Consider the following 21,475-nt stretch of genomic DNA (forward strand, 5'->3'; position numbering starts at 1 on the left):
GAAGACATGACGAGGAATGCGTTGATCACAGAAGACACGATGCCCGCCGAAATCACCGATCTCGCCATTGGCTACCATCGCCTGCCGGCTGGCAAGCTTGCCAATGCGGTGACCTGGATGGAAGCGCGCACGCCGCAGCCGGATCTCGCGCGCCCCTTGGGCATGACACGGATCACGACGCCCGATTGCGTTTCCTACCGGGCGATCTTTCTCGAGATCGGCGCACCCTGGCTGTGGGACCGCGTTTCCGAAATGTCCGATGCCGAAATCACCGAGCATTTCGCCGACCCGCGCCAGCATCTCTACTACGGCCACGACGAAACCGGCGCGCATCTCGGCATGGTCGAGTTCTTCGCCGCCGACTATAACGAGATCGAGATCACCTATTTCGGCCTGTTCCCGTCCCTGACCGGCCGCGGTTTCGGCAAACGGCTGATGGCCGGGGCACTGGAGCTCGCATGGCGTCTCAACCCGAGCCGCATCTGGCTGCATACAAGCAGCTTCGATCATCACAGCGTCATCGGATTCTACAGCGCCTGCGGGTTCGTGCCCTTCGCTACCGGATTTGAGATCGTCGACGATCCCCGTATCAAGGGAACCTTGCCGCGCGATGCCGCACCGCAAATTCCGCTGATCGAAGCGGAGTGGAGCGGCTGCGGCGACTCTCCCCCAGAGAGCTACAGGCTGTGCGGACCTAGATGAGAACAGCTCCGCAATCCGTCAGCCAAGCGTCGCCGCACCATCGCCGATGGGTGCGCCGCGAGACCATTCTGTCGACGCTGGAGCGTCATATCGACACGCGCATCGTGCTGTTCGCCGCGCCCGCTGGCTTCGGCAAATCGACGACGATGGCGCAATGGGCTGCGGAAATCGCACGCCACGGCAGGCTGACGGCATGGCTGTCCTGCGAGGCGACGGACAATGATGAGGGCGCCTTCCTATCGCATCTGGTGGGCGCGCTGCGCCATCTGGTCCAGAGCCCGGCGGAACTCGACCTTGCCTTCCAGTCGAGCCCCATCCCGCAGCTCGATGTCGTGCTCGCGGCACTTGTGGCGGGTCTGGCGGCGCGCGAGGCCTACATCACCCTGTTCTTCGACGATTACCACGCCGTCGAGGCGCCGGCGGTGAAGCGGTTCATGGAGCGCCTGACCCGGCAGGCGCCGGAAAATGTTGCTTTCGTCATCGGCTCACGCAGCCTGCCCGACCTGCAGCTCGGCAAGCTCCGGGTGCTTGGCGACGTTTTCGAAATCGGCCCCGACGATCTGCGTTTCGCCTCATCCGAGGCCGAAGCTTTCTTCAACGACAAGCTGGGCCTGAGCGTCAGCAGCGGCACGGTGGAGACCTTGTGCTCGCGCACCGAAGGATGGGCCGCCGGCCTGCAACTGGCCTCTTTGTCACTGAGTGCCGCGCATGCACCGGAAACCGTCATCGGCAATTTTACCGGCGCCAACCGAAACGTCGCCGACTTCCTGATGGGCGAAGTGTTCCTGGAACTGCCGCCGGCGATCGCAAAATTCCTGCTCTACAGCTCGATCTTCGAACGCTTCAGCGCCGAGGCCTGCCGGGCGGTGATGCGCGCGGCCGACGCCGAAGCGGCGATCACCGAGATCGAGACGCGCAACCTGTTCCTGGTGCCGCTCGACGAAGAGCGGCGCTGGTTCCGCTTCCATCATCTGTTCCGCGATTTCCTCAGCCGCGAAATGGAACGGCGCGAACCGGAGATGATCGCGCCGCTGCATCTGGCGGCCGCCGAATGGTTCGGCGAGCGCAAGATGCTGACAGAGGCGATCGGGCACGCGCTGGCCGCCGGCGACCAGGCCCGCGCGGCGGTGTTCGTGGAGAACAATGCGCTCGACCTCATCGCCCAGTGCCAGCTTCTCTACGTGCGCCAGCTGCTGGCACTGCTGCCGAGGAAGCTGATCGACCAGCGCATTCGGCTGCAGCTGGTCGTGCTGTGGTTGGCGGTGCACAGCAGCCAGCCGGAGATTGCCCAACAGACGCTGAGCAATGCGCGCAAGTTGGTCGAGACCGGACCGACCGACAGCAACGACCCAGGCACGATGACCGGCACAACGATCGAGGCTGAGCTCGTGGTTCTCGCCGCCGCCGTTCACAGCACGCTGGAGCAGTTCGATCAGGCGCGCGACACAGCCCTTGCGGCCCTGCGCGTCATCGCGCCCGATGCCTGGTTCATGGAGGGCGCGACCGCCAATGTCATTGGCTACAACCTCTATGCGCTGGGTGACCTCGACGGCGCACGCGCCGCCATCGATGCGGCACGCCGGGCGCATGAGCGAAGCGGCAGCCTGCTCGGCGTCACCATTGCCAATTGCTACATGGCCGTGATCGAGCGTTCGGCGGGCCGCTTGCCCGCCGCCGAGCGGCTGCTGCGCAACGCGATCATCGAGGCTCGGGCGCGGATCGGTGCAAACTCCTATGCCGAGGCCCTGGCCGGCACGCTGCTTGCGGAACTTGCCTATGAGACCAATGCGTCGGGCGAAGCGCTGACCCTGGTCGAGAATCTCGGACCGCAGATCGAAGGCGCGGCAGTCATTGTCTATCCTCTGGCCAGCGTGCCGACCTATGCCCGCGTGCTGCAGCTGACCGGGCGCACCGAAGCGGCACTGGATATGCTTGAGCGCGTCTATCAACGCGTACACGGCACGGTGTATCGCCGCCTGGCATCGATGATCGTGCATGACCGCATACGTGTGCTGCTCGATCAGAACCGTATTGCCGAGGCGCGTGCGCTGCTGGCCGAGCATCGGGGCGAAGGGACCGAGGCTTCGGTGGTCATCACCACCGCCAACGAGTTCGAATTCTTTGCCGAGGGCCGCCTGCTGACGGCCGAGAAATCCTATGCCGCTGCCGCGGGAGTTTTCGACGCGCTGCTCGAGCGCACGAAAGACAGCGGGCGCATGCGCCGCCATATATTGGCGCTGATCCTGCGCGCCAAAGCGGCCAGCGCTGCCCACGACCAACGCGAGGCAGACCGCAATCTCCTCAATGCGTTACGTCTCGCCCAACCCTCCGGCTTCATCCGTTCTTTCGTCGACGAGGGAAGGCCTGTTGTCGAAGGGTTGATGCGGCTGCGCGCGGCTCAGGCGAAGACCGATCCCGCACTGTCAGCCTATGCGTCGCGCATCATCGATGCCGCGCAGGCGATGCCTGTCGCGACACGCAAACTGACCGCACCAGCCGCCGAGAAGGAACTGCTCACCCAGCGCGAGGCCGAACTGCTGCGCTATCTCACTGAGGGCATGTCCAACCGCGATATCGCCTTGGCGCTGTCGGTGAGCGAGACCACGGTGAAATGGCATCTGAAGAACATTTTCGGCAAGCTCGCGGTGACCAACCGGGTGCAGGCGGTGCGCGCCGCGCAAGGATCTGCAGGCGCCCATACCCCTCCGAAAGGAGGGGCATAGATAAGAGGCGCGACCCCACTTTCGGGTCGGGCGATCTGATCGTTAGCCTGCTAGCGTCACCTGGTTTTCAGAGGACGCTGCGGATGGCGACAGGCTACGTTTTTCACGAACAGCTGATGTGGCATGACACCGGCTCCAGCGCCGACATGATGCCGCCCGGCCGTTTCGTGGAACCCGGCCGGCATCTGGAATCCCCTGGCTCCAAGCGCCGGCTGAACAACCTCATCCAGGTCAGCGGCCTGTCGCGGCATCTGGTGCCGATCATCCCCGAGCCGGTCTCGGTCGACGACCTGTTGCGCGTGCACACGCAACGCCATGTCGATGATATCCGCATGCTCAGCGAACGCGGCTCCGGTTTCGCCGGGCCGCAGGCGCCGATCGGCCTCAACAGTTTTGACATCGCGCTGCTGTCGGCCGGCACCACCTATGCCGCGATGCGCGCCGTGCTGACGGGCCGCGTCGACAATGCCTATGCGCTGGCGCGGCCGCCGGGACACCATGCCGAGCCCGACCAGGCGATGGGCAACTGCCTGTTCTCCAACATTGGCGTCGCTGTCCGCCGGCTGCAGCATGAAGGCCTGCTCGGGCGCGCGGCGATAGTCGACTGGGATGTGCATCACGGCAACGGCACCGAGACGGTGTTCTATTCCGACCCGTCGGTTCTGACCATTTCCGTGCACCAGGACAATCTCTATCCGACCGGGCGCGGTGCGCTGGCCGACAACGGGAAAGATGCCGGCGAGGGCTTTAACATCAACATCCCGCTGCCGGCCGGCAGCGGAACCGGTGCTTATGAAGCGACTTTCGACCGCGTTGTCGCGCCGGCACTGCGCGCCTACAGGCCGGACCTCGTCATCGTCGCCTCCGGCTTCGATGCGTCCGGCTTCGATCCACTCGGCCGCATGATGCTCAACAGCGAATGCTTCAGGCGTCTTGCCGCGCGCATGGTTGCGCTGGCCGCCGAGACCTCGCAAGGGCGCCTGATGATGACCCATGAAGGCGGCTACTCCGAGGGCTATGTGCCGTTCTGCGGCCATGCCGTCATCGAGACGCTAGCCAATCACCGTACCGAAGTGGTCGACCCTTTGTCGGACCATATCGACGAATGGGCCGGGCAAGACCTGCAGCTTCATCAGGCCGCGGTGATCGATGCCGCCGAAGGCCTGCTCGCCGGCCTGCGCCAACGTCTCGCCAGTGCGGCCTGACGCGATGGATTTCGTCATCACCACGCTGCTCAATGCGCTGACGCTGATCAGTATCCTGATGCTGGTCGGGCTCGGGCTAGCGATCAGCTTCGGCCTAATGAACGTGACCAATTTGGCACATGGCGAGTTCGTCACCGTCGGCGCCTTCGCGGTCTATTTCGTCCAGAGCATGGGTGGCTCGTTCTGGCTAGGGCTGGTGGCTGCCCCCATCGCCGGCGCGGTGATCGGCTGCATCCTCGAATTCGCCATCATCCGCCATCTCTATTCCAGGCCGGTCTCAACTGTGCTTGCCACCTGGGGCGTCAGCCTGATCCTGCAGCAAGGGCTGGAACTGATCTTCGGTCTCGGCGCCAAGCCGGTGACGCCGCCTATCGAGGGCACGCTCGACCTCTTCTTCACCGTCTACCCGGCCTATCGGCTGATCCTGATCGGCATCGCCATGCTGACCTTGCTCGGCGTCATCCTGCTGATCAGCCGCACGTCCTTCGGTCTCGACATCCGCACCGTCATCCAGAACCGCGAAATGGCCGAGGGCGTCGGCATCAACACGCGGCGCACCTACGCCATCGCCTTCACCTTCGGCGCGGCCATCGCCGGGCTCGCCGGCGGACTGGTCGCGCCGCTGGCGATCGTGCTGCCGCAGATGGGGGTGAACTATCTCGCCAACGCCTTCTTCGTCGTCATTGTCGGCGGCGTCGGCTCGATCGGCGGCCTCGTCGCCGGCAGCGTCTTCGTCGGCGGGCTGACCAGCATCCTCAATTATCAGATCTCGCCGTCGCTGGCGCAGGCGGTCGTGCTGCTGGCGGCCATCGTCGCTGTCCGGCTTCGGCCCAACGGCCTGTTCAACGGAGCGTCGCGATGATCGCCCGCGACCGCAACTGGCTGCTGATCTTCGCCGCCTGCGTGGCGCTCGCGATCATCTATCCGTTCTTTGTCGGCGGGTATCAGCTGACCGTGATCCGCGACGCGCTGATCTTCGGCCTGTTCGCCGCGAGCCTCGACTTCTTCTGGGGCCGCACTGGAATCCTGTGTTTCGGCCACGCTGCGTTTTTCGGCATCGGCGGCTACATCATGGCGCTGATCACGCTCAACGATGCGATCTCCTTCGCCAGCCTGCTTGGCATCATCGGTGCGGTGGCCGGTGCGGCCTTGGTCTCCGCCATCATCGGCTACTTCCTGTTTTTCGGCGGCATCCGTGGCAGCTATTTCACCATCGTCACGCTGGCCATGGGCGTCATCTGCCAGCAGGCGGCGGTCTCCTGGAGCTCGGTCACCGGCGGCGACAGCGGGCTGATCGGCATTCCGCCGATTGCCTTCGATGTCGGCGGGCTGCACGTCGATCTCAGCCAGGACCTGCCCAGCTACATCTTCGTCTCGGCCATCGTCGCGGTGACCGTGCTGGCGCTGTGGTCGATCAGCCGTGGCCGCTGGGGTACGGTGCTGACCGCCATACAGGACAATGAAGTCCGGGCAGCAGCGCTCGGCCACAATGCGCCGTTGCGGCTGCTCGTCACCTTCGTCCTGTCGGCGGCGATCGCCGGCCTTGCCGGCGCGCTCTATGTCTGCATGGCGGGGTTGGTGGCACCGGATCTGTCCGGACTGCTTCTGTCGACGGAAGTCATCGTCTGGGTGGCGGTCGGCGGGCGCGGCACGCTGCTGGGGCCGGTGCTCGGCGCCATCTTCATCCAGCGTGCGCAGCAGACGATCAGCAGTTTCAACCCGAGCCTGTGGCCGCTATTGCTCGGCTGTGTCTTCGTCATCATCGTCTTCGTCCTGCCGGACGGCATCCTGTCGATCTACGCGCGACTGAAAGCCCTGTTCAAAGGCGGGAGGCGCGCACAATGAGCGACATCCTGCTCCAGGCCGAAAATGTCGGCATCCGCTTTGGCGGGCTGCAGGCGCTGGAGGCCCTGAACCTCACTGTACGCGACAAGGAACTCTGCTGCATCATCGGCCCGAACGGCGCCGGCAAAAGCACCTTCCTCAATGTGTTGACCGGTACGCTGCGCCCGACCAGCGGCAGCGTGCGCTTCCTCGGCCACGACATAGCCGGCCTGCCGCTGCATCGCATCGCCCGGCTCGGCATCGCGCGCAAGTTCCAGATCCCGTCCGTTTTCCCGAGCCTCTCGGTGGAAGACAATGTGAAGGTCGCCCGCTGGGGGGCGCCCTCGCCTGTGCGCCCGGTTGGCGAATTGCTGGAATTGGTCGCGCTGAGCAATCGCGCTGCCACACCGGCCGGCGAACTCGCGCATGGCCAGAAGCAATGGCTGGAGATCGGCATGGCGCTGGCAATCGAGCCGCGGTTGCTTTTGCTCGACGAACCCACCGCCGGCATGACGCCGCAGGAGACGCTGGCGACGGCCGATATGCTGCTACGCCTAAAGGGCGAGTTCTCGATCGTCGCCGTCGAACACGATATCCGCTTCGTACGGGCGCTGAACTGCGAGACGCTGGTGCTGCATCAGGGACGCCGCCTGCGCAGCGGTCCTTTCCATGACATCGAGACCGACGAAATGGTCCGCGATGTCTATCTGGGGAGGCGCTGATCATGCTGCGGACAATGGCGGTCTCGGCCGGCTACGGCCCGCTCCCGGTGCTGAACGGCATCGACCTCAGTGTCGCGCCGGGCGAAGTCGTCGGCCTGCTCGGCCGTAACGGCGCCGGCAAGACGACGCTGCTGCGCGTCATCGCCGGCGGCTTGCGGGCGAGCGGTGGCGCCGTGGTTCTCGGTGACAAGGACCTCACGAACGCGCCGGCTTTCCGCCGCGCGCGGGCAGGCATCGCGCATGTGCCGCAGGGGCGCGGGATCTTCAACCAGCTGACGGTGCGGCAAAACCTGGAGGTCGGTACCCGCGCTGCCGAGGACCGTGGCGACGGCGGCATTCCGGTCGACATCTTCGGCTATTTTCCGATCCTGCGCGAGCGCGAAGCGCAGGTCGCCGGCACGCTTTCGGGCGGCCAGCAGCAGATGCTGGCGATCGGCCGCGCGCTCTGCGGCCTGCCGTCGGTGCTGCTGCTCGATGAGCCTTCGGAAGGCATACAGCCGAACATCGTGCAGTCGATCGCCGAGCTGGTGCCGCGCATCGCGCGCGAACGCAGCATCGCGATCGTGCTGGTCGAGCAGAATCTCGATCTCGTTCTCAAGGCATCGGACCGCTGCCTGGTGATGGAGAAGGGCAGGATCGTCCATGAAGGCGCGCCAGAGGCGTTCGCCGACGAGACCCTGCTGAAGGATCTGTTGGCCCTATAAGGCGCGCCTGAAGCGCGCCTGGGAGCTTGTTGACTTGTAAGGCGTGCATGGGGCGCGCCTGGGACTGGAAGGGAACACAACAATGATAAGCAGAAGAACTGTCTTGAAATCCGGCGGCGCCGCGGCCGCTTTCGCCATGGTCGGTGCGCCGTCGGTCCTGCGCGCCGCCGACACCGTCAAGGTCGGCCTGTCGATCCCGATCACCGGGCTGCAGGCGATCCTCGGCGAGACGCTGCTCAATTGCTACAAGCTCGCCGCCGCCGAACTGAACGCCGCCAATGGCATTGGCGGGCGCCAGGTCGAGTTGTTCATCGAGGACAACCAGACCACGACCAAGGGTTCCATCGACAAGGCGCGCAAGCTCATCAACGAAGACAAGGTCGACGTGGTCATGGGCACGATCATTTCGCCGGAGCGAAGTGCTACGCTGTCGGTGACCTCGAAGGCCAAGAAGCTGTTCTTCTACCCAACCAATTTCGAGGGCGGCGAATGCAACCGCTACTTCGTCGCCACCGGCCCGATCCCGATGCAGCAGGTCGACCCGATGATGCCGTGGGTGGCCGAGACCCTCGGCAAGACCATCTACGTCATGGCCTCCGACTATGCCTGGCCGCAGAAGATGACCGAGGCGATCACGGCGGCTTACGAAAAGGCCGGCGGCAAGATCATCGGCGCCGACTACTATCCGTTCGGCACCACGGATTTCGGCCCGGCCTTCCAGAAGATCAAGTCGCTGAAGCCCGATGTCGTCTGGTCGATGGTGGTCGGCAACGACGCCGTCACCCAGCTCAAGCAGTATCGCAGCTTCGATATCAAGCAGCCGCTGATCGCACCGCTCGACGAGGTCTTCAACAAGGACGCGCTGCCGCCCGGCGTCGCGGCCGGCACCTACGCACCGCAGCCTTACTGGATGGCGCTCGACAATCCGGTCAACAAGAAGTTCATCGCGAGCTTCCGCGAGAAGTTCGGCAAGGAGAAGATGGTCAACGGCATCGGCGAAGCCGGCTACAACGGCCTGCATCTCTACGCCCTGGCCGCCGAGAAGGCCGGATCGCTGAAGGACGATGATGTGCTCAAGGCGCTGCCCACGATCGAGTTCGACGCGCCGCAAGGCAAGATCCGGGTCGATGCCAGCAACAACCACACGCTCTGCCATTCCTATGTCGGCAAGGCGGCCGCAGACGGCATCAGCTATGAGATCGCCAAGGATTTCGGGACGATCGCGCCGGTCACCCCTTACTGCAAGCTGTAGGCGCTTCGGCAACAGCTCCAGGTAATCCTGACGGCGGCTTTGCCGCCGTCAGCTCGCTTGCGGCGCAGGCAGCCGCTCGCGCAATTCGTCGACAAGCACCCTGGTGTTTTCGGAATAGTCGATGGGCACGACGACGAGGTGCACGCCGCCGCCGGTGAAGGCCCGTTCCAGCGCCTGCCGCAAATCGGCGATCTCGCCAACTCTTGTCCCCTTGGCTCCGTAGGCCTCGGCATATCTGACGAAGTCGGGATTGCCGAAGGTCATGCCGAAATCCGGAAATTCGTCGACCGCCTGCTTCCAGCGGATCATGCCATAGGCATGGTCTTCGAGCAGCAGGACGACGAGATTGAGCTTGAGCCTGACGGCGGTCTCCAGTTCCTGGCTGTTCATCATGAAGCCGCCATCGCCACAGATGGCCATGACACGGCGCTGCGGATAGAGCAGTGCCGCCATCATCGCCGACGGCAAGCCCGCGCCCATGGTGGCCAGCGCATTGTCGAGCAGGATCGTGTTTGCCATGCGCGTCCGGTAGTTGCGCGCGAACCAGATCTTGTACATGCCATTGTCGAGGGCGAGGATCCCGTCCGGCGGCATCACGGCGCGCACGTCATGCACGATGCGCTGCGGCGTGAAGCGATCTTCGGTGGCGCGCGCGGCGATGCGGCTCAGAATGCCTTCCCGCAGCGGCAGCAAGGCCTGTGCATTGGGGACCTTGCCCTCGATGCTGTCGGCCAGCAGCGCCAGCGAAGGACCGAGGTCGCCGACGATTTCGGCTTGCGGGAAATAGACCTGCTCGACATCGGCTGAATGGTAGCCGACATGAATGACCTTCGGCCCCTTTGCCCCCATGATGAAGGGCGGCTTCTCCACCGTGTCGTGACCGATGGTGATGATCAGATCGGCCTGTTCGATGGCCTCGTGCACATAGTCGCGCTCCGAAAGGGCTGCCGTTCCCATATAGAGCTCCGTGCCGCCAGGCACGGTGCCCTTGCCCATCTGCGTGGTGAAATAGGGAATTTGCGTCCGCAGCACGAACTGGGCGACATCGGGAGTCACGCGCGGTCGCGACGCCGCCGCACCAAACATCAGCAGCGGACGCCTGGCTTCCATGATCATACGGGCGGCGCGATCAAGCGCGCCCGGGCTGGCCAGCGGCAGTTCGACCGGATGCGTTGGCACGAGTGCTACCGGTTCACACTCGGCCGCCGCAATGTCTTCCGGCAATTCAAGATGTACGGGGCCGGGACGCTCTTCCTGGGCGACACGGAAAGCTTCGCGAACCAACGAGGGGATCATCTTCGGCGAGACGATCTGACGCGACAGCTTGGTCAGCGGCTTCATCGCCGCGACGATGTCGACGATCTGGAAGCGCGCCTGCCGGGATGACAGGATGCCTTTCTGGCCGGTGATCATGATCATCGGCATCGCGCCGAGCAGCGCATAGGCCGAACCGGTCGAAAGGTTGAGCGCGCCCGGGCCAAGCGTGGTGATGCACACACCCGGCTTGCCGGTAAGCCTGCCATAGGTGGCGGCCATGAAAGCGGCTGCCTGCTCGTGGCGGGTCAGGATCAGCTGGATCGAGGAGCGGCGGATGGATTCGACGATATCGAGATTTTCTTCGCCCGGAATGCCGAAAATCCGCTCGACCCCTTCGTTCTCGAGGGCCGCGACGAACAGATCCGAACCTTTGGTCATGACCACCTCTCCCGCAACATTCCGTCGGCCACCTTCATATGGCATCGGAACGCGACGCCTCAAAGAGGCATCTTCGGCTGCGGGTCAGAGGCGCGTGTTGCAGCTCGCCGCTTTCGGCGAGGCGAAAAGTTCCTTCGGCGCAGACCATTGGCTGATCGGTGCGCCGCGCGTGCCGGTGATCAGCGAACGCAGTTCTGACAGATAGGTCTGCACGAAGAACGAGGTCTGCCTTTCCAGCGGCGTATAGGGACCCGGCCGGTAGGCGCGCGACATGATGCCGTCGGCATTGTCCTCGGTGATCTTCTTGTCCTGCACCGTGGTGACGTCCCACATCCAGCTGATCGCATCGGCGTCGATGTCGCCATCGGCGTCCTTGTCGACGAGCCAGGTCAGAATGACGTCGGTTTCCGTGGCGCTGCGCGGTATCATCTGGAACAGCGTGACATAATCATTGGCAGCACTTGCAAACGACAGGCGTCCGAGGCGGAAGCCGCTTTCGCCACCATCATAGGCGTGACGGCCGCCCATCAGGCATGAGACCCCCTCACCTGTATTGGACAGCGTGTTGCGGCCGGATCCGATCGGCTTGCGGTGCATGGCAAACGGCATCGTGTCGAGGTCGCCAGCCTGCCACGCGCCCTTGTGGAACTCGGCATCGCCGATGACGCTGTGCCAGGCCTCGATTTCATTCTGCCACTCGACCGCCTTGTCGGCGTCGCGGGTCGCGGTCACTTTGACATGGCCGTTGACGCGGTAATATTCGGGGTGGGCCGGCCGGCAGTGATAGCATTCGAGGAAGTTCTCGAGCACCAGCTTCCAGTTCGCCTTGGTGAGATAGTTCTTGCGCGCGACGATGCGTGCGCGGTCAAGGCCGTTTTCGCGCAAGCCGCCGGTCAGCCCGTCCGCGACAGGCTGGATGTCGGGCAGCGAATTGGCATCGAGGCCGCAGAACACGAGGCCGCCGAAATGCTTGCAGGGCACGCGGTGCAGTCCCAGCGCTTCCGGATCGACGCTTTCCGGTAGATCCTGCCGTGACTGCAACTCGCCGGTCAGCCTGAACGACCAGGCATGGTAGGGGCAGACCAGAAGCTTGCCGCGACCATCCTTGGCGCAGAGCCGCGAGCCGCGATGGGTGCAGACATTGTAGTAGGCCGCGATGTCCTCCTCGCCGTCGTCGAAGCGCACGACGATGATCTCCTCGTCGAAAAGCTGGCGCACGATGTAGCGGCCCTTTTCTGGGACCTCGCTGGCATGGGCGACAAGCATCCATTGACGCGGAAACCACAAGTCCCGTTCCAGCGCGAAGATGGCAGGGGCCGCGTAGAAGGCCTGTTCCAGCGACCAGTCCGGACGTTGCCGGTCGATCAGCCTGACGGTCTCGCTTCTGTCGATAGGCTGGCTGTTCGATGTGTAGGCCTGCACGGCAAACACCTTTCTGCTCGCTGGCGTTCGAATGACGTTTCGATAGAGTGTGCGATGCGGAAAGGCTTGCAGCAAATACAGAAATGATAGACCTTCATATCGAAAAGGCATGAAAGCAGGTTTGGATCGTGAAAACCCTCAAGACATCGCTTCCCCTGCTGAACGCCATGGTCGTCTTCGAGGCTGCCGCCAGGCATGGCGGGCTGACGCTGGCCGCACAGGAGCTCAACATCGCACAATCGGCGGTCAGCAGGCATGTCGCCAATCTCGAGCGCCAGCTGTCGGTCGAGCTGTTCACGCGCAGAGGCAACCGCGTCGCCGTCACCGGGGCCGGCAACACGCTGGCCGAAGCGATCCGCGAGGGTCTCGGCACCATCAGGCAAGCGGTCGAGGATTTGACCGCGCACGACAGCGATACATTCGTGGTCGGCTGCAGCCACGACTTCGCGCAGGCATGGCTGATGCCGCGCTTCGGCCTCATCACATCGCAGGTTGCCGATGGCCGCGTGCTGCTGCAGACATCCACCGACTACAGGGATTTCGACCAGCCTGAAGTGGCATTGTCGATCCGTTTCGGCGAAGCCGGGCAATGGCCCGAATTCGTGACCGAAAAACTGCTCGAGGGTGAGTGGTTCCCGGTTTGCGCGCCGGCGTTCCTGGCGCGTTATCCGGCGCTCGCCTCGGAAGAGCCTGAGGCTTTCCTGGCAGTGCCGCTGCTGCATCAGGTGACGCCGCCGGGCGCGATCGACAGTTGGCAATCGTGGGTCGGAACCGACCGGAAACTCGACGGACCTCGGTTCACCGGCTACATGTCGATGATACACGAAACCATCGCCGGGCGCGGCGCGGCGCTCGCCTGGGCGGGATTTGCCGACGAGCATCTGCGCCGCGGCCAGCTCGTCCGGCTGACCAAGACCTCGCGGCGCCACGCCGGCTCCTTCCACATCGTCATGAGGAAGAACGCCGGCCCGGTTGTCAGGGCGGTGGCGCAGGCGCTGCTCGGCAGCGTCGGCGACAGCTTGCAGGCAAGCGCCGGGGGCAGCTGACGATCAGGCCTCGCGACCAAACCGCGACGCCTCGTGACGCGCGCCCCAGACCGGCATGGCGGCTTCGATTTCAGCTTCCGACTTGAAAGCATCGGATGCGTAGCGGTCGACACGGAACCGCTCGGCGGAAACGAACGGGGTCTGCCCGAGAACCAGTTCGCAAGAGAGCCGGCCAAGACCCGGCCCATGGGTGACGCCGCTCTCATTGTCGCCACCGACGACCACGATATTGTCGCTGCCGGGGACCTTGCCGACGATAAGGCCGTTGTCGGGCGTGTAGCACGGCACGCCTTGCGCCCAGCTCGCGATCGTCGAACCGCGCAGCGGCGGGAACACCGTCTGCAACTCGGCAAGCTCCTGCTCGGAGGTTTCCTGCATCAGCCCGATATTGTGCGGCTGGCCGGGTTCGATTTCGCTGTCGTTCGTCTTGTAGAGAGGTTTGTAGTGCCGGCCGGTTCCCCACATTATGGCGCCGAATGTCTCGCGCAGCCACAGCCGCAATTCGCGGCACTGGACGGTGGGAATGGTCGATGGCAGCCCACGGTCGTCGGTGACGATGCGCGTTGCAACGACGCGCAGCAGCGGCAACTGCCAGCCAAGGCCTGACAGGACCTGGTTGTTCCAGGCGCCGGCGGCAACAATCACGCCATCAGCCTCAAGACCGCCCTGGTCGGTCTCGATCGTCACCCGGTCGCCGGCATCATGGACGGCAGTCACGCGTGCGTTGCTGCGGAAGACGCCGCCGAGCTCGCTGATCTGGCCGGTCAGCACCCCCATCGCCAGCTTGGTGTCGAGCTGGATGCCATGCGGATTGTAGGCCGCCGAATGGACCCGGGCCGGATCGATGAGACCCTGCATCTTCTGCCCGATCTGCACGGCATCCAGGTCCTGCATTTCCGGCGGCGCATAGGGAGAATCCAGCACCGGGCGGACGAAGCGTTCGCGCCCGTCCTCGGTCAGCGCCATGATCAAGGTGCCGTTCGGCCGATAACCAATCTCGGCGCCGACCTCGTGCAGCCTGCGATAGAAATCGAGGCCATATTGCTGCAGCTGAAAGCCCTCTTCACCGAGCGGGATCATGCCGGCGGACCAATGGGAGACGAAGCCAGCACCGGCGCTTGTGGTTGCGGCACCCGGCTGGCCGGCATCGATGACCGTCACCCGGCGCACGCCGGACCGCAGCAGATGGAAAGCCGCGCTGCAGCCGATGATGCCGCCGCCAATCACCGCGATATGCCTGCTATCGCTGCCGCCATGGCTTCCGTTTGAACTCATCTTTGTTCTCTCTCTTGCCGATGTTCCGGTCGGAGCGACATACAGCGACGGCGACCATACAGGCTCGTCCCGGACTGTCTAGACACATGTGTCTGTGGCCTGATACTTGATGCGCACTGCATCTGGATCACACGTCCGGAACGCCGCTTGATCCGGCTTTCCGTTGTGTTGTGTCGCCGAGAGAGCGAGGAAAAAGTGAGCGTTTCGACAGCCGCCCAGGCCATTTTCGACAGTGAAATCATATGGGACGCGCATTCCGGCTTCATGCCGGACCCGGCGGCGGACCTGAACAATCTGCAGATCTGGCGCGACGCCGGCATCGACTATCTGTCGATCGATGTCGGCTTCGACCTGTTGCCCTGGGAGCAGACCGTGCGGACGCTCGCAAATTTCCGCCACTGGATCCTTGCCAATCCCGAGCACTACACGCTGGTCTCCTCCGTCGCGGAAATCCGCAAGGCCAAGCTTGAAGGCAAACTGGCGATCACCTTCGACATCGAGGGCATGAACGCGCTCGACGGCCGCGTCGAGATGGTCGAGTTCTATCACCATCTGGGCGTCCGCCAGATCCTGTTTGCGTACAACAGGAACAATCTGGCCGGCGGCGGTTGCCACGATGTCGAGACCAGCCTGACGGCGTTCGGCCGCGAGGTCATCGACGAGATGAACCGTCTCGGCATGTTCGTCGACGTCACCCATACCGGCTATCGCACCTCGATGGAGGTGATGGAATACTCCAACCGGCCGGTCATCTTCTCGCACTCCAACGCCAAGGCCTTGTGCGGCCATGGCCGCAATATCACCGACGAGCAGATCAAGGCCTGCGCGCGCACCGGCGGCATCGTCGCGATCGTCGGGCTCAATCGTTTCCTGGGAGAGGGACGCACGGACTCGGACAGGCTGGCTGACCACATCGAATATCTCGTCGACCTGGCTGGCCCAAATCATGTCGGCATCGGACTGGACTACGCCTTTCCGGTTGATGTCAAAGGCATCGACCGCATCATTTCCGACAATCCGCAATTCTGGCCCAAGAGCGAATATCCGGAGGGGGCGACGACCTACGCGGCTCCAGGTCAGATGCGCGAACTGACCGAGGTTCTTCTGCGCCGCGGCCAGTCCGAGCAGACCGTGCGCGATGTCCTGGGCGGCAATTTCATGCGCCTGGCGGCTGAAATCTGGAAGTGAGCGGCGGCCGAGAGGCCTATCTCTGCTACAGCTCTTGATCCAGCCCCACCGAATGGCGGGCCAGGCCATATCGTCTGCGCGATCACATTCCGCCCGCGACTTGCCCAAGTCGACGCGCCGGCGGCGGTCGGAACAGATGTCGAGATTTTCCGCAAGATCGTCCGTATCCAAGATTCGGACGTGCCGGCAAAATTTTCGCTAGACATAGATGTCTATTATTAGCAGTTTTAGCGGACCGACACATTCGGCCCGGCTTGGAGAATGGCCTGCGGCCTGAAAACAAGACAACGAAAACAGCTGAGGGGTAGAGCATGTCCATTCTAGCCGACACCAGGGTTTCGCGCCGCAGCCTGCTCGCCGGAGCCGGCGCTTTCGGCCTCGCCTCAATGGTCAATCCAAAAGTTTCCTGGTCGAGCGACGGGCCGATCCTCAAGGTGCGCTCCTACGCCGACATCCAGACGCTCGACCCTTGCTTCCGGCTGGCGGCGCCTGAAGGCGACATCACCAGCGTCATCTTCGCCGGCCTCGTCGTCACCACGCCGGGCGACAGCTGGGGCTGGCGGCCGATGGCGGCGGAAACGATCAAGCAGCTCGATCCGCTGACCGTCGCCTTCCAGCTGCGCGACAATATCGGCTTCACCGATGGCTACGGCCAGATGACGGCCGAAGACGTGAAGTTTTCGATCGAACGCATCGCCGACCCAGCCAACAAGAGCCCCTATTCCGGCGACTGGGCAACGCTCAAGGAAGTCGAGGTCAAGGACAAGCTGTCGGGGCTGATCCACCTGAAACAAGCCTTCGCGCCGCTGTGGACGTCGACCTTGCCGACGCCGTCCGGCACCATCCTGTCAAAGCGCGCCATCACCGAGCTCGGTGGCAAGATGGGCGTCAAGCCGGTGGCTCAGTCAGGCCCCTACATCCTGAAGGAATGGCTGCCCAAGCAGCGCACGGTGCTGGTCCGCAATCCCGACTGGAAGTACGAGCAAGGCGCCTTCGCGGAAATCCACATTCATCCGATCGAGGACGAGAAGACCGCCGAACTCGGCTATGAGGCCGGCGACCTCGACTACACCTGGACCGCGGTCTCCTCGATCTCGCGCCTGAAGCAGACGCCGCCGCCGAAGACGACCGTGGTGGAGAAGCCTTCGCTGGCCTTTGTCTGGCTCGGCATGAACCAGGATGTCGCTCCCTTCAACAATCCCAACATGCGCCGCGCGGTTCAGTACGCCGTGGACCGCAAGGCGGTGGTCGATGCTGCCTATTTCGGCGCCGCCGCAACCGCCACCGGCATCATCGCGCCCGGCCTGCCCGGCCATCGCGAGAAGAACCTTTTCGATTTCGACCCGGACCGCGCCCGCGACATGATCACCAAGGAAGGATTGGCCGGCACGACGATCACGCTCGACATCCTCAACAAGACCGAGCGGCTGACCGCGGCGCAGGTCGTGCAGTCGAACCTGCAGGATGTCGGCCTCAATGTGGAGATCAAGCAGAACGACAGCGGCACCTTCTGGACGCTTGGCGCCAAGGAAGGCGACTACTGGAAGAAGCTGCAGATGATCATCAGCCGCTTCTCCATGCAGCCGGATCCGAGCTGGGCGACTGCCTGGTTCACCCGCGACCAGATCGGCGTCTGGAACTGGGAGCGGTTTTCCAGCGAGGAATTCGACAAGCTCAATGCCGAAGGCATGGTCGAGCTCGACCCGGCGAAACGTGATGTCATCTACAAGAAGCTGCAGGACCTGATGGAGGAGAACGGCAACTACGTTTTCCTGACGCATGAGGTCACCGGCATCATGAATCGAGACACGCTTGTGGCCGGCCTGAAGCCGAACGGCGAACCCGTGTTCACCGACTTCAAACCGGCATGATGTCGGCGGGCGGGGCTCGCCCCCACCAAAGACCGTCCGACAGGTACCGAAAATGATCCGCTACGCCCTCAAGCGTCTGTGGCTTGGCGCCATCATCATCAGCGTCGCTATGATGATGATGTTCGCCATGGTCTACCTCATTCCCGGCGACCCGGCCTCCGTCGCGCTGGGGCCACGCGCGACGCCGGAGATGATGGAGGCGCTGCGCGTACGCATGGGCCTCGACCAGCCGGTGTGGCGGCAGTTCCTGCACTTCTACGGATCGGTCCTGCGCGGTGACCTGGGCATCGAGGTTCTGTCGAACCGGCCGGTGCTGGACGTGGTGATGGAGCAGCTTCCGTTCACGCTGGCGCTGGTGGTCGGCGGCATTACCTGGTCGGTGGCGCTTGGCATCCCGCTTGGCTGTATCGCCGCGGTGCGCCGAGGCGGCTTTGTCGATCAGGTGATCGGGGTTCTTTCGGTGGCGATGATCGCGGTGCCGTCCTTCGTCGTCGCCATCTATTCGCTGCTGGTGTTCGCGGTCGCACTGCAATGGCTGCCGGCGATCGGCGCCGGCGAACCGGGCGACCTCGCCAGCCGGCTCCAGCACCTCATCCTGCCGTCGCTGGCGGTCGGGCTTGGCTGGATCGGCTACATCTCGCGCATGGTGCGCGCCTCGATGCTGGAGACGCTGGAGGCCAGCCATATCCGCACGGCGCGCGCCTTCGGCCTGACAGAGCACCGGATCGTCTACACCTACGCGCTGCGCATTGCCGTGCTGCCCACGATCACCCTGCTCGGCGTCGGCATCGGCCACATGCTGTCGTCTTCCGTTTTCGCCGAAATCGTCTTCGCCCGCCCCGGCATCGGCAAGCTGGTCTATGAGGCGATCTCGGTGCGCAACTACCCCATCGTCTCCGGAGCCGTGCTGGTCACCACGGTCTTCTTCGTCCTCGTCAACGTAGCGGCCGACATTCTGGTCGGTGTATTGGATCCCCGTGTCAGATCAAGTTTCAACTGAGCTGTCTTCCGGCGGCAGCCGGTTGTCCGGATTGTGGCGCACCGTGCGCGGCATCATGCGCGAGCCGCTCGGCGCCGTCGGCCTGACGCTGGTGACGCTGGTGGTGCTGTCGGCGGTGTTTGCCAGCGCGCTGACCAGCTATGCGCCGAGCAAGATATCGCCGGCCGAACGCTTCGCTTCGCCGAGCCTGCTGCATCTGCTCGGCACCGACCACCTCGGCCGTGATCTTCTGACCCGGGTGCTCTATGGCGGGCGCGTCGCGCTCTTGATCGCGCTCGGCGCGACAGCGGTGTCGCTGGTCGTCGGCGTGGTGCTCGGGCTGATCGCCGGCTATGGGCCGCGCTGGCTCGACAATGTGCTGCTGCTGATCTTCGACGCCGTGAAGAGCTTTCCCACCGTCATGCTGGCGCTGACGCTGGTCACCCTGTTCGGCCCCTCGCTCTATGCGGTGGTGCTGGTGGTGATGCTGGTCAATGTGCCGGGCTATGCCCGCATCATCAGGACGCAGACGCTGGTGCTGAAGTCGGCCGAACATGTCATGGCGGCGCGCTCGATGGGCGCCAGTGCCGCCCGTATCCTGCGCGTCCATATCCTGCCCAACATCATCGGCCCGATCCTGATCCTGATATCGATGGACATTCCCGTGGTGGTGGCGATCGAGGCCGGCATGAGCTTCCTCGGGCTCGGCGTGCGGCCGCCAACGCCGAGCTGGGGCGCGATCCTCAATGACGGCTTTGCCAACATCCGCGATTCCTACTGGATCGTGATTGCCGGCGGCCTGCCCATCGTGCTGACCACACTCGGCTTCACCTTCTTCGGCGAGACGCTGCGCGACCTCTTCGATCCCCGGCTGAAGGGGCGGTCATGACGGTTCTCGCGATCAAGGATCTGAGCGTCGCCTTCCACACCGAGAGTGGGCGACTGGAGGCGCTGAAGCAGGTGAGTTTTTCCGTGCCGGCCAACCGCAGCGTTGGCGTGGTCGGCGAATCCGGCTGCGGGAAGTCGACGCTCATCAACGCCATTCTCGGCCTGCTCGCCGACAATGGCGAGATATTATCGGGCGAGATCATCTTCGAGGGTGACAAGGACCTCGCCCGGCTTGACCCCATGGCGATGCGCGGCTTGCGCGGGCAAAGGATCGCCACCGTTTTCCAGGACCCGATGGGCGCGCTCAACCCGGTGCTGTCGGTGGGGCGGCAGATGCGCGACATCCAGTATCGCTCGGGTCTGTCGAAGCGGGACAAGGATGCGCGCTCGGTCGCCATGCTGCGCAAGGTTCGCATTCCCGATCCGGAAAGCCGGCTGACACAGTTTCCGCACGAATTCTCCGGCGGCATGAAGCAGCGCATCGCCATTGCCATGGCGCTGATGATGGAGCCGGCGCTGCTGATCGCCGACGAGCCGACCACGGCGCTCGATGCGACGCTGGAGGTGGCCACCATCGAACTGCTCAAGGATCTGCAGCGCGACATCGGCTGCTCGGTGCTGTTCATCTCGCATCATCTGGGCGTGATCGCCGAACTCTGCGACGAGATGATCGTGATGTATGCCGGCGAGGTGGTGGAAAGCGGCACGACCCGCGAGATCTTCCACGACGCCCGCCATCCCTACACGCAGAAGCTGCTGGCCTGCGATCCCGCCCGGCTGTCGCAGCGTGTGTCCCGGCTGCCGACGATTGCCGGGACCTTGCCGGACCTGCGCCGCCGACCAAGCGGCTGCGTCTTCCAGCCGCGCTGCGATCGCGCCGACGCCCAATGCCTGACGACGCCTCCCAGCGCCCCTGTCGGCGGATCTCATATCGCCCATTGCTGGCACTCGGACGTTCCACTGGGGGCCATGGGCGCATGAACGAAGACCTGCTCCGTGTCAGCGACCTGCGCGTCTCGTTCCGGGTTGGCGGCCTGTCCGCCAGGCTCGCGGGGCGGGCCACCGAAATCGAAGCGGTCTCCGGCGTCAGCTTCACGCTTCAACGAGGCAGCACCTTCGCGCTGGTCGGCGAATCCGGCTCGGGCAAGACGACGCTGGCGCGCACCCTCAACGGTCTTCAGCCGGTGAAAGCAGGCACGATCGTGTTCGAAGGACAGGAACTGCAAGGCCTGTCCAACGCCGCGATGAAACCGGTGCGGCGGCGCATGCCGATGATGTTCCAGGATCCGGTCGGATCGCTGTCGCCGCGGCTCAGCGTGCGCTCGCTGCTGTCGGAGCCTTTCGTCATCCACGGTTTGTCGGATCGCGATCTCAACGCTGAAGTCACACGGCTTCTTGCGCTGGTCGGGCTGCCGCGCGATTTCGCCGACCGCTACCCGCACCAGCTATCTGGCGGCCAGGCGCGCCGCGTCGGCGTAGCGCGGGCGATTGCGCTGGACCCGGTGCTGGTCGTCGCCGACGAGCCGACCGCCGGCCTCGACGTCTCCGTGCAGGGAGAGGCGCTGAACCTGCTCAACGACCTGCGCGACCGCATGGGCCTGTCGATGCTGATCATCACCCACAATCTGCATGTCGTGCGCCAGATCGCCGACCGCATGGCGGTGATGTATCTCGGGCGCTTCGTCGAGCAGGGCGAAACCGAAGCGATCTTCCGCGCCCCGCATCATCCCTATACGGCGGCCCTTCTCTCCGCCAATCCCGAGCCTGATCCCGACAGGGTGCATCAGCGCATCACGCTGCCGGCTGACGTTCCGTCCTTGCTGGCGCGCCCCTCAGGCTGCGAGTTTCACACACGCTGCCCGCAGGCCGAGGGCCGTTGCGCGCTGGATGTCCCCGTCCCGGCCTCGGTCGGCGACAGCCGTCTGACCTGCCATTTCCCGCTGAACACATAAGGATCGCCACCGGCGCAAGTGTCGGCC

General features: G+C 64.2%; 18 protein-coding genes. 15 read left to right on the plus strand and 3 right to left on the minus strand.

The genetic code is table 11. From position 1 onward, the window contains the following. Nucleotides 1–39: 39 nt before the first annotated feature. From EN990_RS03190 to EN990_RS03225, 8 genes are all read left to right on the plus strand, one after another. A complete protein-coding gene (locus EN990_RS03190; protein ID WP_245465042.1) occupies nt 40–702 on the plus strand; it encodes a GNAT family N-acetyltransferase in 663 nt (220 codons plus the stop codon). After that, the gene (locus EN990_RS03195) at nt 699–3,425 is read left to right on the plus strand and encodes a LuxR C-terminal-related transcriptional regulator (RefSeq protein WP_127368784.1); all 2,727 of its coding nucleotides are present in this window, start codon (nt 699–701) and stop codon (nt 3,423–3,425) included. The genes EN990_RS03190 and EN990_RS03195 overlap by 4 nt, the downstream gene beginning before the upstream one ends. An 83-nt stretch (nt 3,426–3,508) precedes the next feature. After that, nucleotides 3,509–4,630, plus strand: a complete 1,122-nt coding sequence (locus EN990_RS03200; RefSeq protein ID WP_013532992.1) for a class II histone deacetylase — start codon at nt 3,509–3,511, stop codon at nt 4,628–4,630. A gap of 4 nt (nt 4,631–4,634) precedes the next feature. Next, nucleotides 4,635–5,492, plus strand: a complete 858-nt coding sequence (gene urtB / locus EN990_RS03205; RefSeq protein WP_064995186.1) for an urea ABC transporter permease subunit UrtB — start codon at nt 4,635–4,637, stop codon at nt 5,490–5,492. Next, complete coding sequence (locus EN990_RS03210; RefSeq protein ID WP_024502520.1) at nt 5,489–6,475, plus strand: branched-chain amino acid ABC transporter permease; 987 nt, start codon at nt 5,489–5,491, stop codon at nt 6,473–6,475. Before urtB ends, EN990_RS03210 begins: the two co-directional genes overlap by 4 nt. After that, nucleotides 6,472–7,176, plus strand: coding sequence for an ATP-binding cassette domain-containing protein (locus EN990_RS03215; protein WP_013532995.1), 705 nt, complete (start codon nt 6,472–6,474; stop codon nt 7,174–7,176). The genes EN990_RS03210 and EN990_RS03215 overlap by 4 nt, the downstream gene beginning before the upstream one ends. Before the next feature lie 2 nt (nt 7,177–7,178). Further along, nucleotides 7,179–7,880 (plus strand): ABC transporter ATP-binding protein, encoded by a 702-nt coding sequence (locus EN990_RS03220; protein WP_127369991.1) that lies wholly within the window; start codon nt 7,179–7,181, stop codon nt 7,878–7,880. Between the two features lie 82 nt (nt 7,881–7,962). Further along, nucleotides 7,963–9,132: a substrate-binding protein gene (locus EN990_RS03225; protein ID WP_013532997.1), complete on the plus strand. Its 1,170-nt coding sequence runs from the start codon at nt 7,963–7,965 to the stop codon at nt 9,130–9,132. Between the two features lie 48 nt (nt 9,133–9,180). On the opposite strand, the gene EN990_RS03230 is transcribed toward EN990_RS03225, so the two are convergent. Both EN990_RS03230 and EN990_RS03235 read right to left on the minus strand, forming a co-directional pair. Then, nucleotides 9,181–10,827 (minus strand): acetolactate synthase large subunit, encoded by a 1,647-nt coding sequence (locus EN990_RS03230; RefSeq protein ID WP_127370150.1) that lies wholly within the window; start codon nt 10,825–10,827, stop codon nt 9,181–9,183. 84 nt (nt 10,828–10,911) lie between these two features. After that, nucleotides 10,912–12,249, minus strand: coding sequence for an aromatic ring-hydroxylating dioxygenase subunit alpha (locus EN990_RS03235; RefSeq protein ID WP_164753891.1), 1,338 nt, complete (start codon nt 12,247–12,249; stop codon nt 10,912–10,914). A gap of 128 nt (nt 12,250–12,377) precedes the next feature. Here EN990_RS03235 and EN990_RS03240 point away from each other — a divergent pair, with 128 nt between their 5' ends. After that, nucleotides 12,378–13,295 carry a LysR family transcriptional regulator gene (locus EN990_RS03240; protein WP_127368421.1) on the plus strand — a complete coding sequence of 306 codons (918 nt, stop codon included), beginning with the start codon at nt 12,378–12,380 and terminating at the stop codon, nt 13,293–13,295. Between the two features lie 3 nt (nt 13,296–13,298). Here the strand turns inward: EN990_RS03240 and EN990_RS03245 are convergent, their stop codons facing one another. Continuing rightward, the gene (locus tag EN990_RS03245) at nt 13,299–14,570 is read right to left on the minus strand and encodes an FAD-binding oxidoreductase (RefSeq protein WP_127368422.1); all 1,272 of its coding nucleotides are present in this window, start codon (nt 14,568–14,570) and stop codon (nt 13,299–13,301) included. A gap of 195 nt (nt 14,571–14,765) precedes the next feature. Between EN990_RS03245 and EN990_RS03250 the strand changes: the two genes are divergently transcribed. From EN990_RS03250 to EN990_RS03275, 6 genes are all read left to right on the plus strand, one after another. Then, nucleotides 14,766–15,758, plus strand: a complete 993-nt coding sequence (locus tag EN990_RS03250) for a membrane dipeptidase (protein WP_082826414.1) — start codon at nt 14,766–14,768, stop codon at nt 15,756–15,758. A 311-nt stretch (nt 15,759–16,069) separates the two neighbouring features. Beyond that, nucleotides 16,070–17,629 (plus strand): ABC transporter substrate-binding protein, encoded by a 1,560-nt coding sequence (locus EN990_RS03255; RefSeq protein ID WP_024502512.1) that lies wholly within the window; start codon nt 16,070–16,072, stop codon nt 17,627–17,629. Nucleotides 17,630–17,681: 52 nt separating this feature from the next. Next, nucleotides 17,682–18,629 (plus strand): ABC transporter permease, encoded by a 948-nt coding sequence (locus tag EN990_RS03260; RefSeq protein WP_127368423.1) that lies wholly within the window; start codon nt 17,682–17,684, stop codon nt 18,627–18,629. A gap of 22 nt (nt 18,630–18,651) precedes the next feature. Continuing rightward, nucleotides 18,652–19,497, plus strand: coding sequence for an ABC transporter permease (locus EN990_RS03265; protein ID WP_127368424.1), 846 nt, complete (start codon nt 18,652–18,654; stop codon nt 19,495–19,497). Beyond that, nucleotides 19,494–20,477 carry an ABC transporter ATP-binding protein gene (locus EN990_RS03270; RefSeq protein WP_127368425.1) on the plus strand — a complete coding sequence of 328 codons (984 nt, stop codon included), beginning with the start codon at nt 19,494–19,496 and terminating at the stop codon, nt 20,475–20,477. Before EN990_RS03265 ends, EN990_RS03270 begins: the two co-directional genes overlap by 4 nt. Beyond that, nucleotides 20,474–21,448 (plus strand): ABC transporter ATP-binding protein, encoded by a 975-nt coding sequence (locus tag EN990_RS03275; protein ID WP_127368426.1) that lies wholly within the window; start codon nt 20,474–20,476, stop codon nt 21,446–21,448. Before EN990_RS03270 ends, EN990_RS03275 begins: the two co-directional genes overlap by 4 nt. Nucleotides 21,449–21,475 lie beyond the last annotated feature (27 nt).

It is taken from the genome of Mesorhizobium sp. M7A.F.Ca.US.005.03.1.1, assembly GCF_003997975.1.
GTDB lineage: Bacteria > Pseudomonadota > Alphaproteobacteria > Rhizobiales > Rhizobiaceae > Mesorhizobium > Mesorhizobium ciceri.

What these genes read in the sequence shown, in the direction of transcription:
- EN990_RS03260 (WP_127368423.1), top strand. Translation starts at nt 17,682, where the DNA reads ATGATCCGCTACGCCCTCAAGCGTCTGTGGCTTGGCGCCATCATCATC.
- EN990_RS03270 (WP_127368425.1), top strand. Translation starts at nt 19,494, where the DNA reads ATGACGGTTCTCGCGATCAAGGATCTGAGCGTCGCCTTCCACACCGAG.
- EN990_RS03215 (WP_013532995.1), top strand. Translation starts at nt 6,472, where the DNA reads ATGAGCGACATCCTGCTCCAGGCCGAAAATGTCGGCATCCGCTTTGGC.
- urtB (WP_064995186.1), top strand. Translation starts at nt 4,635, where the DNA reads ATGGATTTCGTCATCACCACGCTGCTCAATGCGCTGACGCTGATCAGT.
- EN990_RS03195 (WP_127368784.1), top strand. Translation starts at nt 699, where the DNA reads ATGAGAACAGCTCCGCAATCCGTCAGCCAAGCGTCGCCGCACCATCGC.
- EN990_RS03210 (WP_024502520.1), top strand. Translation starts at nt 5,489, where the DNA reads ATGATCGCCCGCGACCGCAACTGGCTGCTGATCTTCGCCGCCTGCGTG.
- EN990_RS03230 (WP_127370150.1), bottom strand. Translation starts at nt 10,827, where the DNA reads ATGACCAAAGGTTCGGATCTGTTCGTCGCGGCCCTCGAGAACGAAGGG.
- EN990_RS03255 (WP_024502512.1), top strand. Translation starts at nt 16,070, where the DNA reads ATGTCCATTCTAGCCGACACCAGGGTTTCGCGCCGCAGCCTGCTCGCC.
- EN990_RS03225 (WP_013532997.1), top strand. Translation starts at nt 7,963, where the DNA reads ATGATAAGCAGAAGAACTGTCTTGAAATCCGGCGGCGCCGCGGCCGCT.
- EN990_RS03275 (WP_127368426.1), top strand. Translation starts at nt 20,474, where the DNA reads ATGAACGAAGACCTGCTCCGTGTCAGCGACCTGCGCGTCTCGTTCCGG.
- EN990_RS03220 (WP_127369991.1), top strand. Translation starts at nt 7,179, where the DNA reads ATGCTGCGGACAATGGCGGTCTCGGCCGGCTACGGCCCGCTCCCGGTG.
- EN990_RS03190 (WP_245465042.1), top strand. Translation starts at nt 40, where the DNA reads ATGCCCGCCGAAATCACCGATCTCGCCATTGGCTACCATCGCCTGCCG.
- EN990_RS03200 (WP_013532992.1), top strand. Translation starts at nt 3,509, where the DNA reads ATGGCGACAGGCTACGTTTTTCACGAACAGCTGATGTGGCATGACACC.
- EN990_RS03245 (WP_127368422.1), bottom strand. Translation starts at nt 14,570, where the DNA reads ATGAGTTCAAACGGAAGCCATGGCGGCAGCGATAGCAGGCATATCGCG.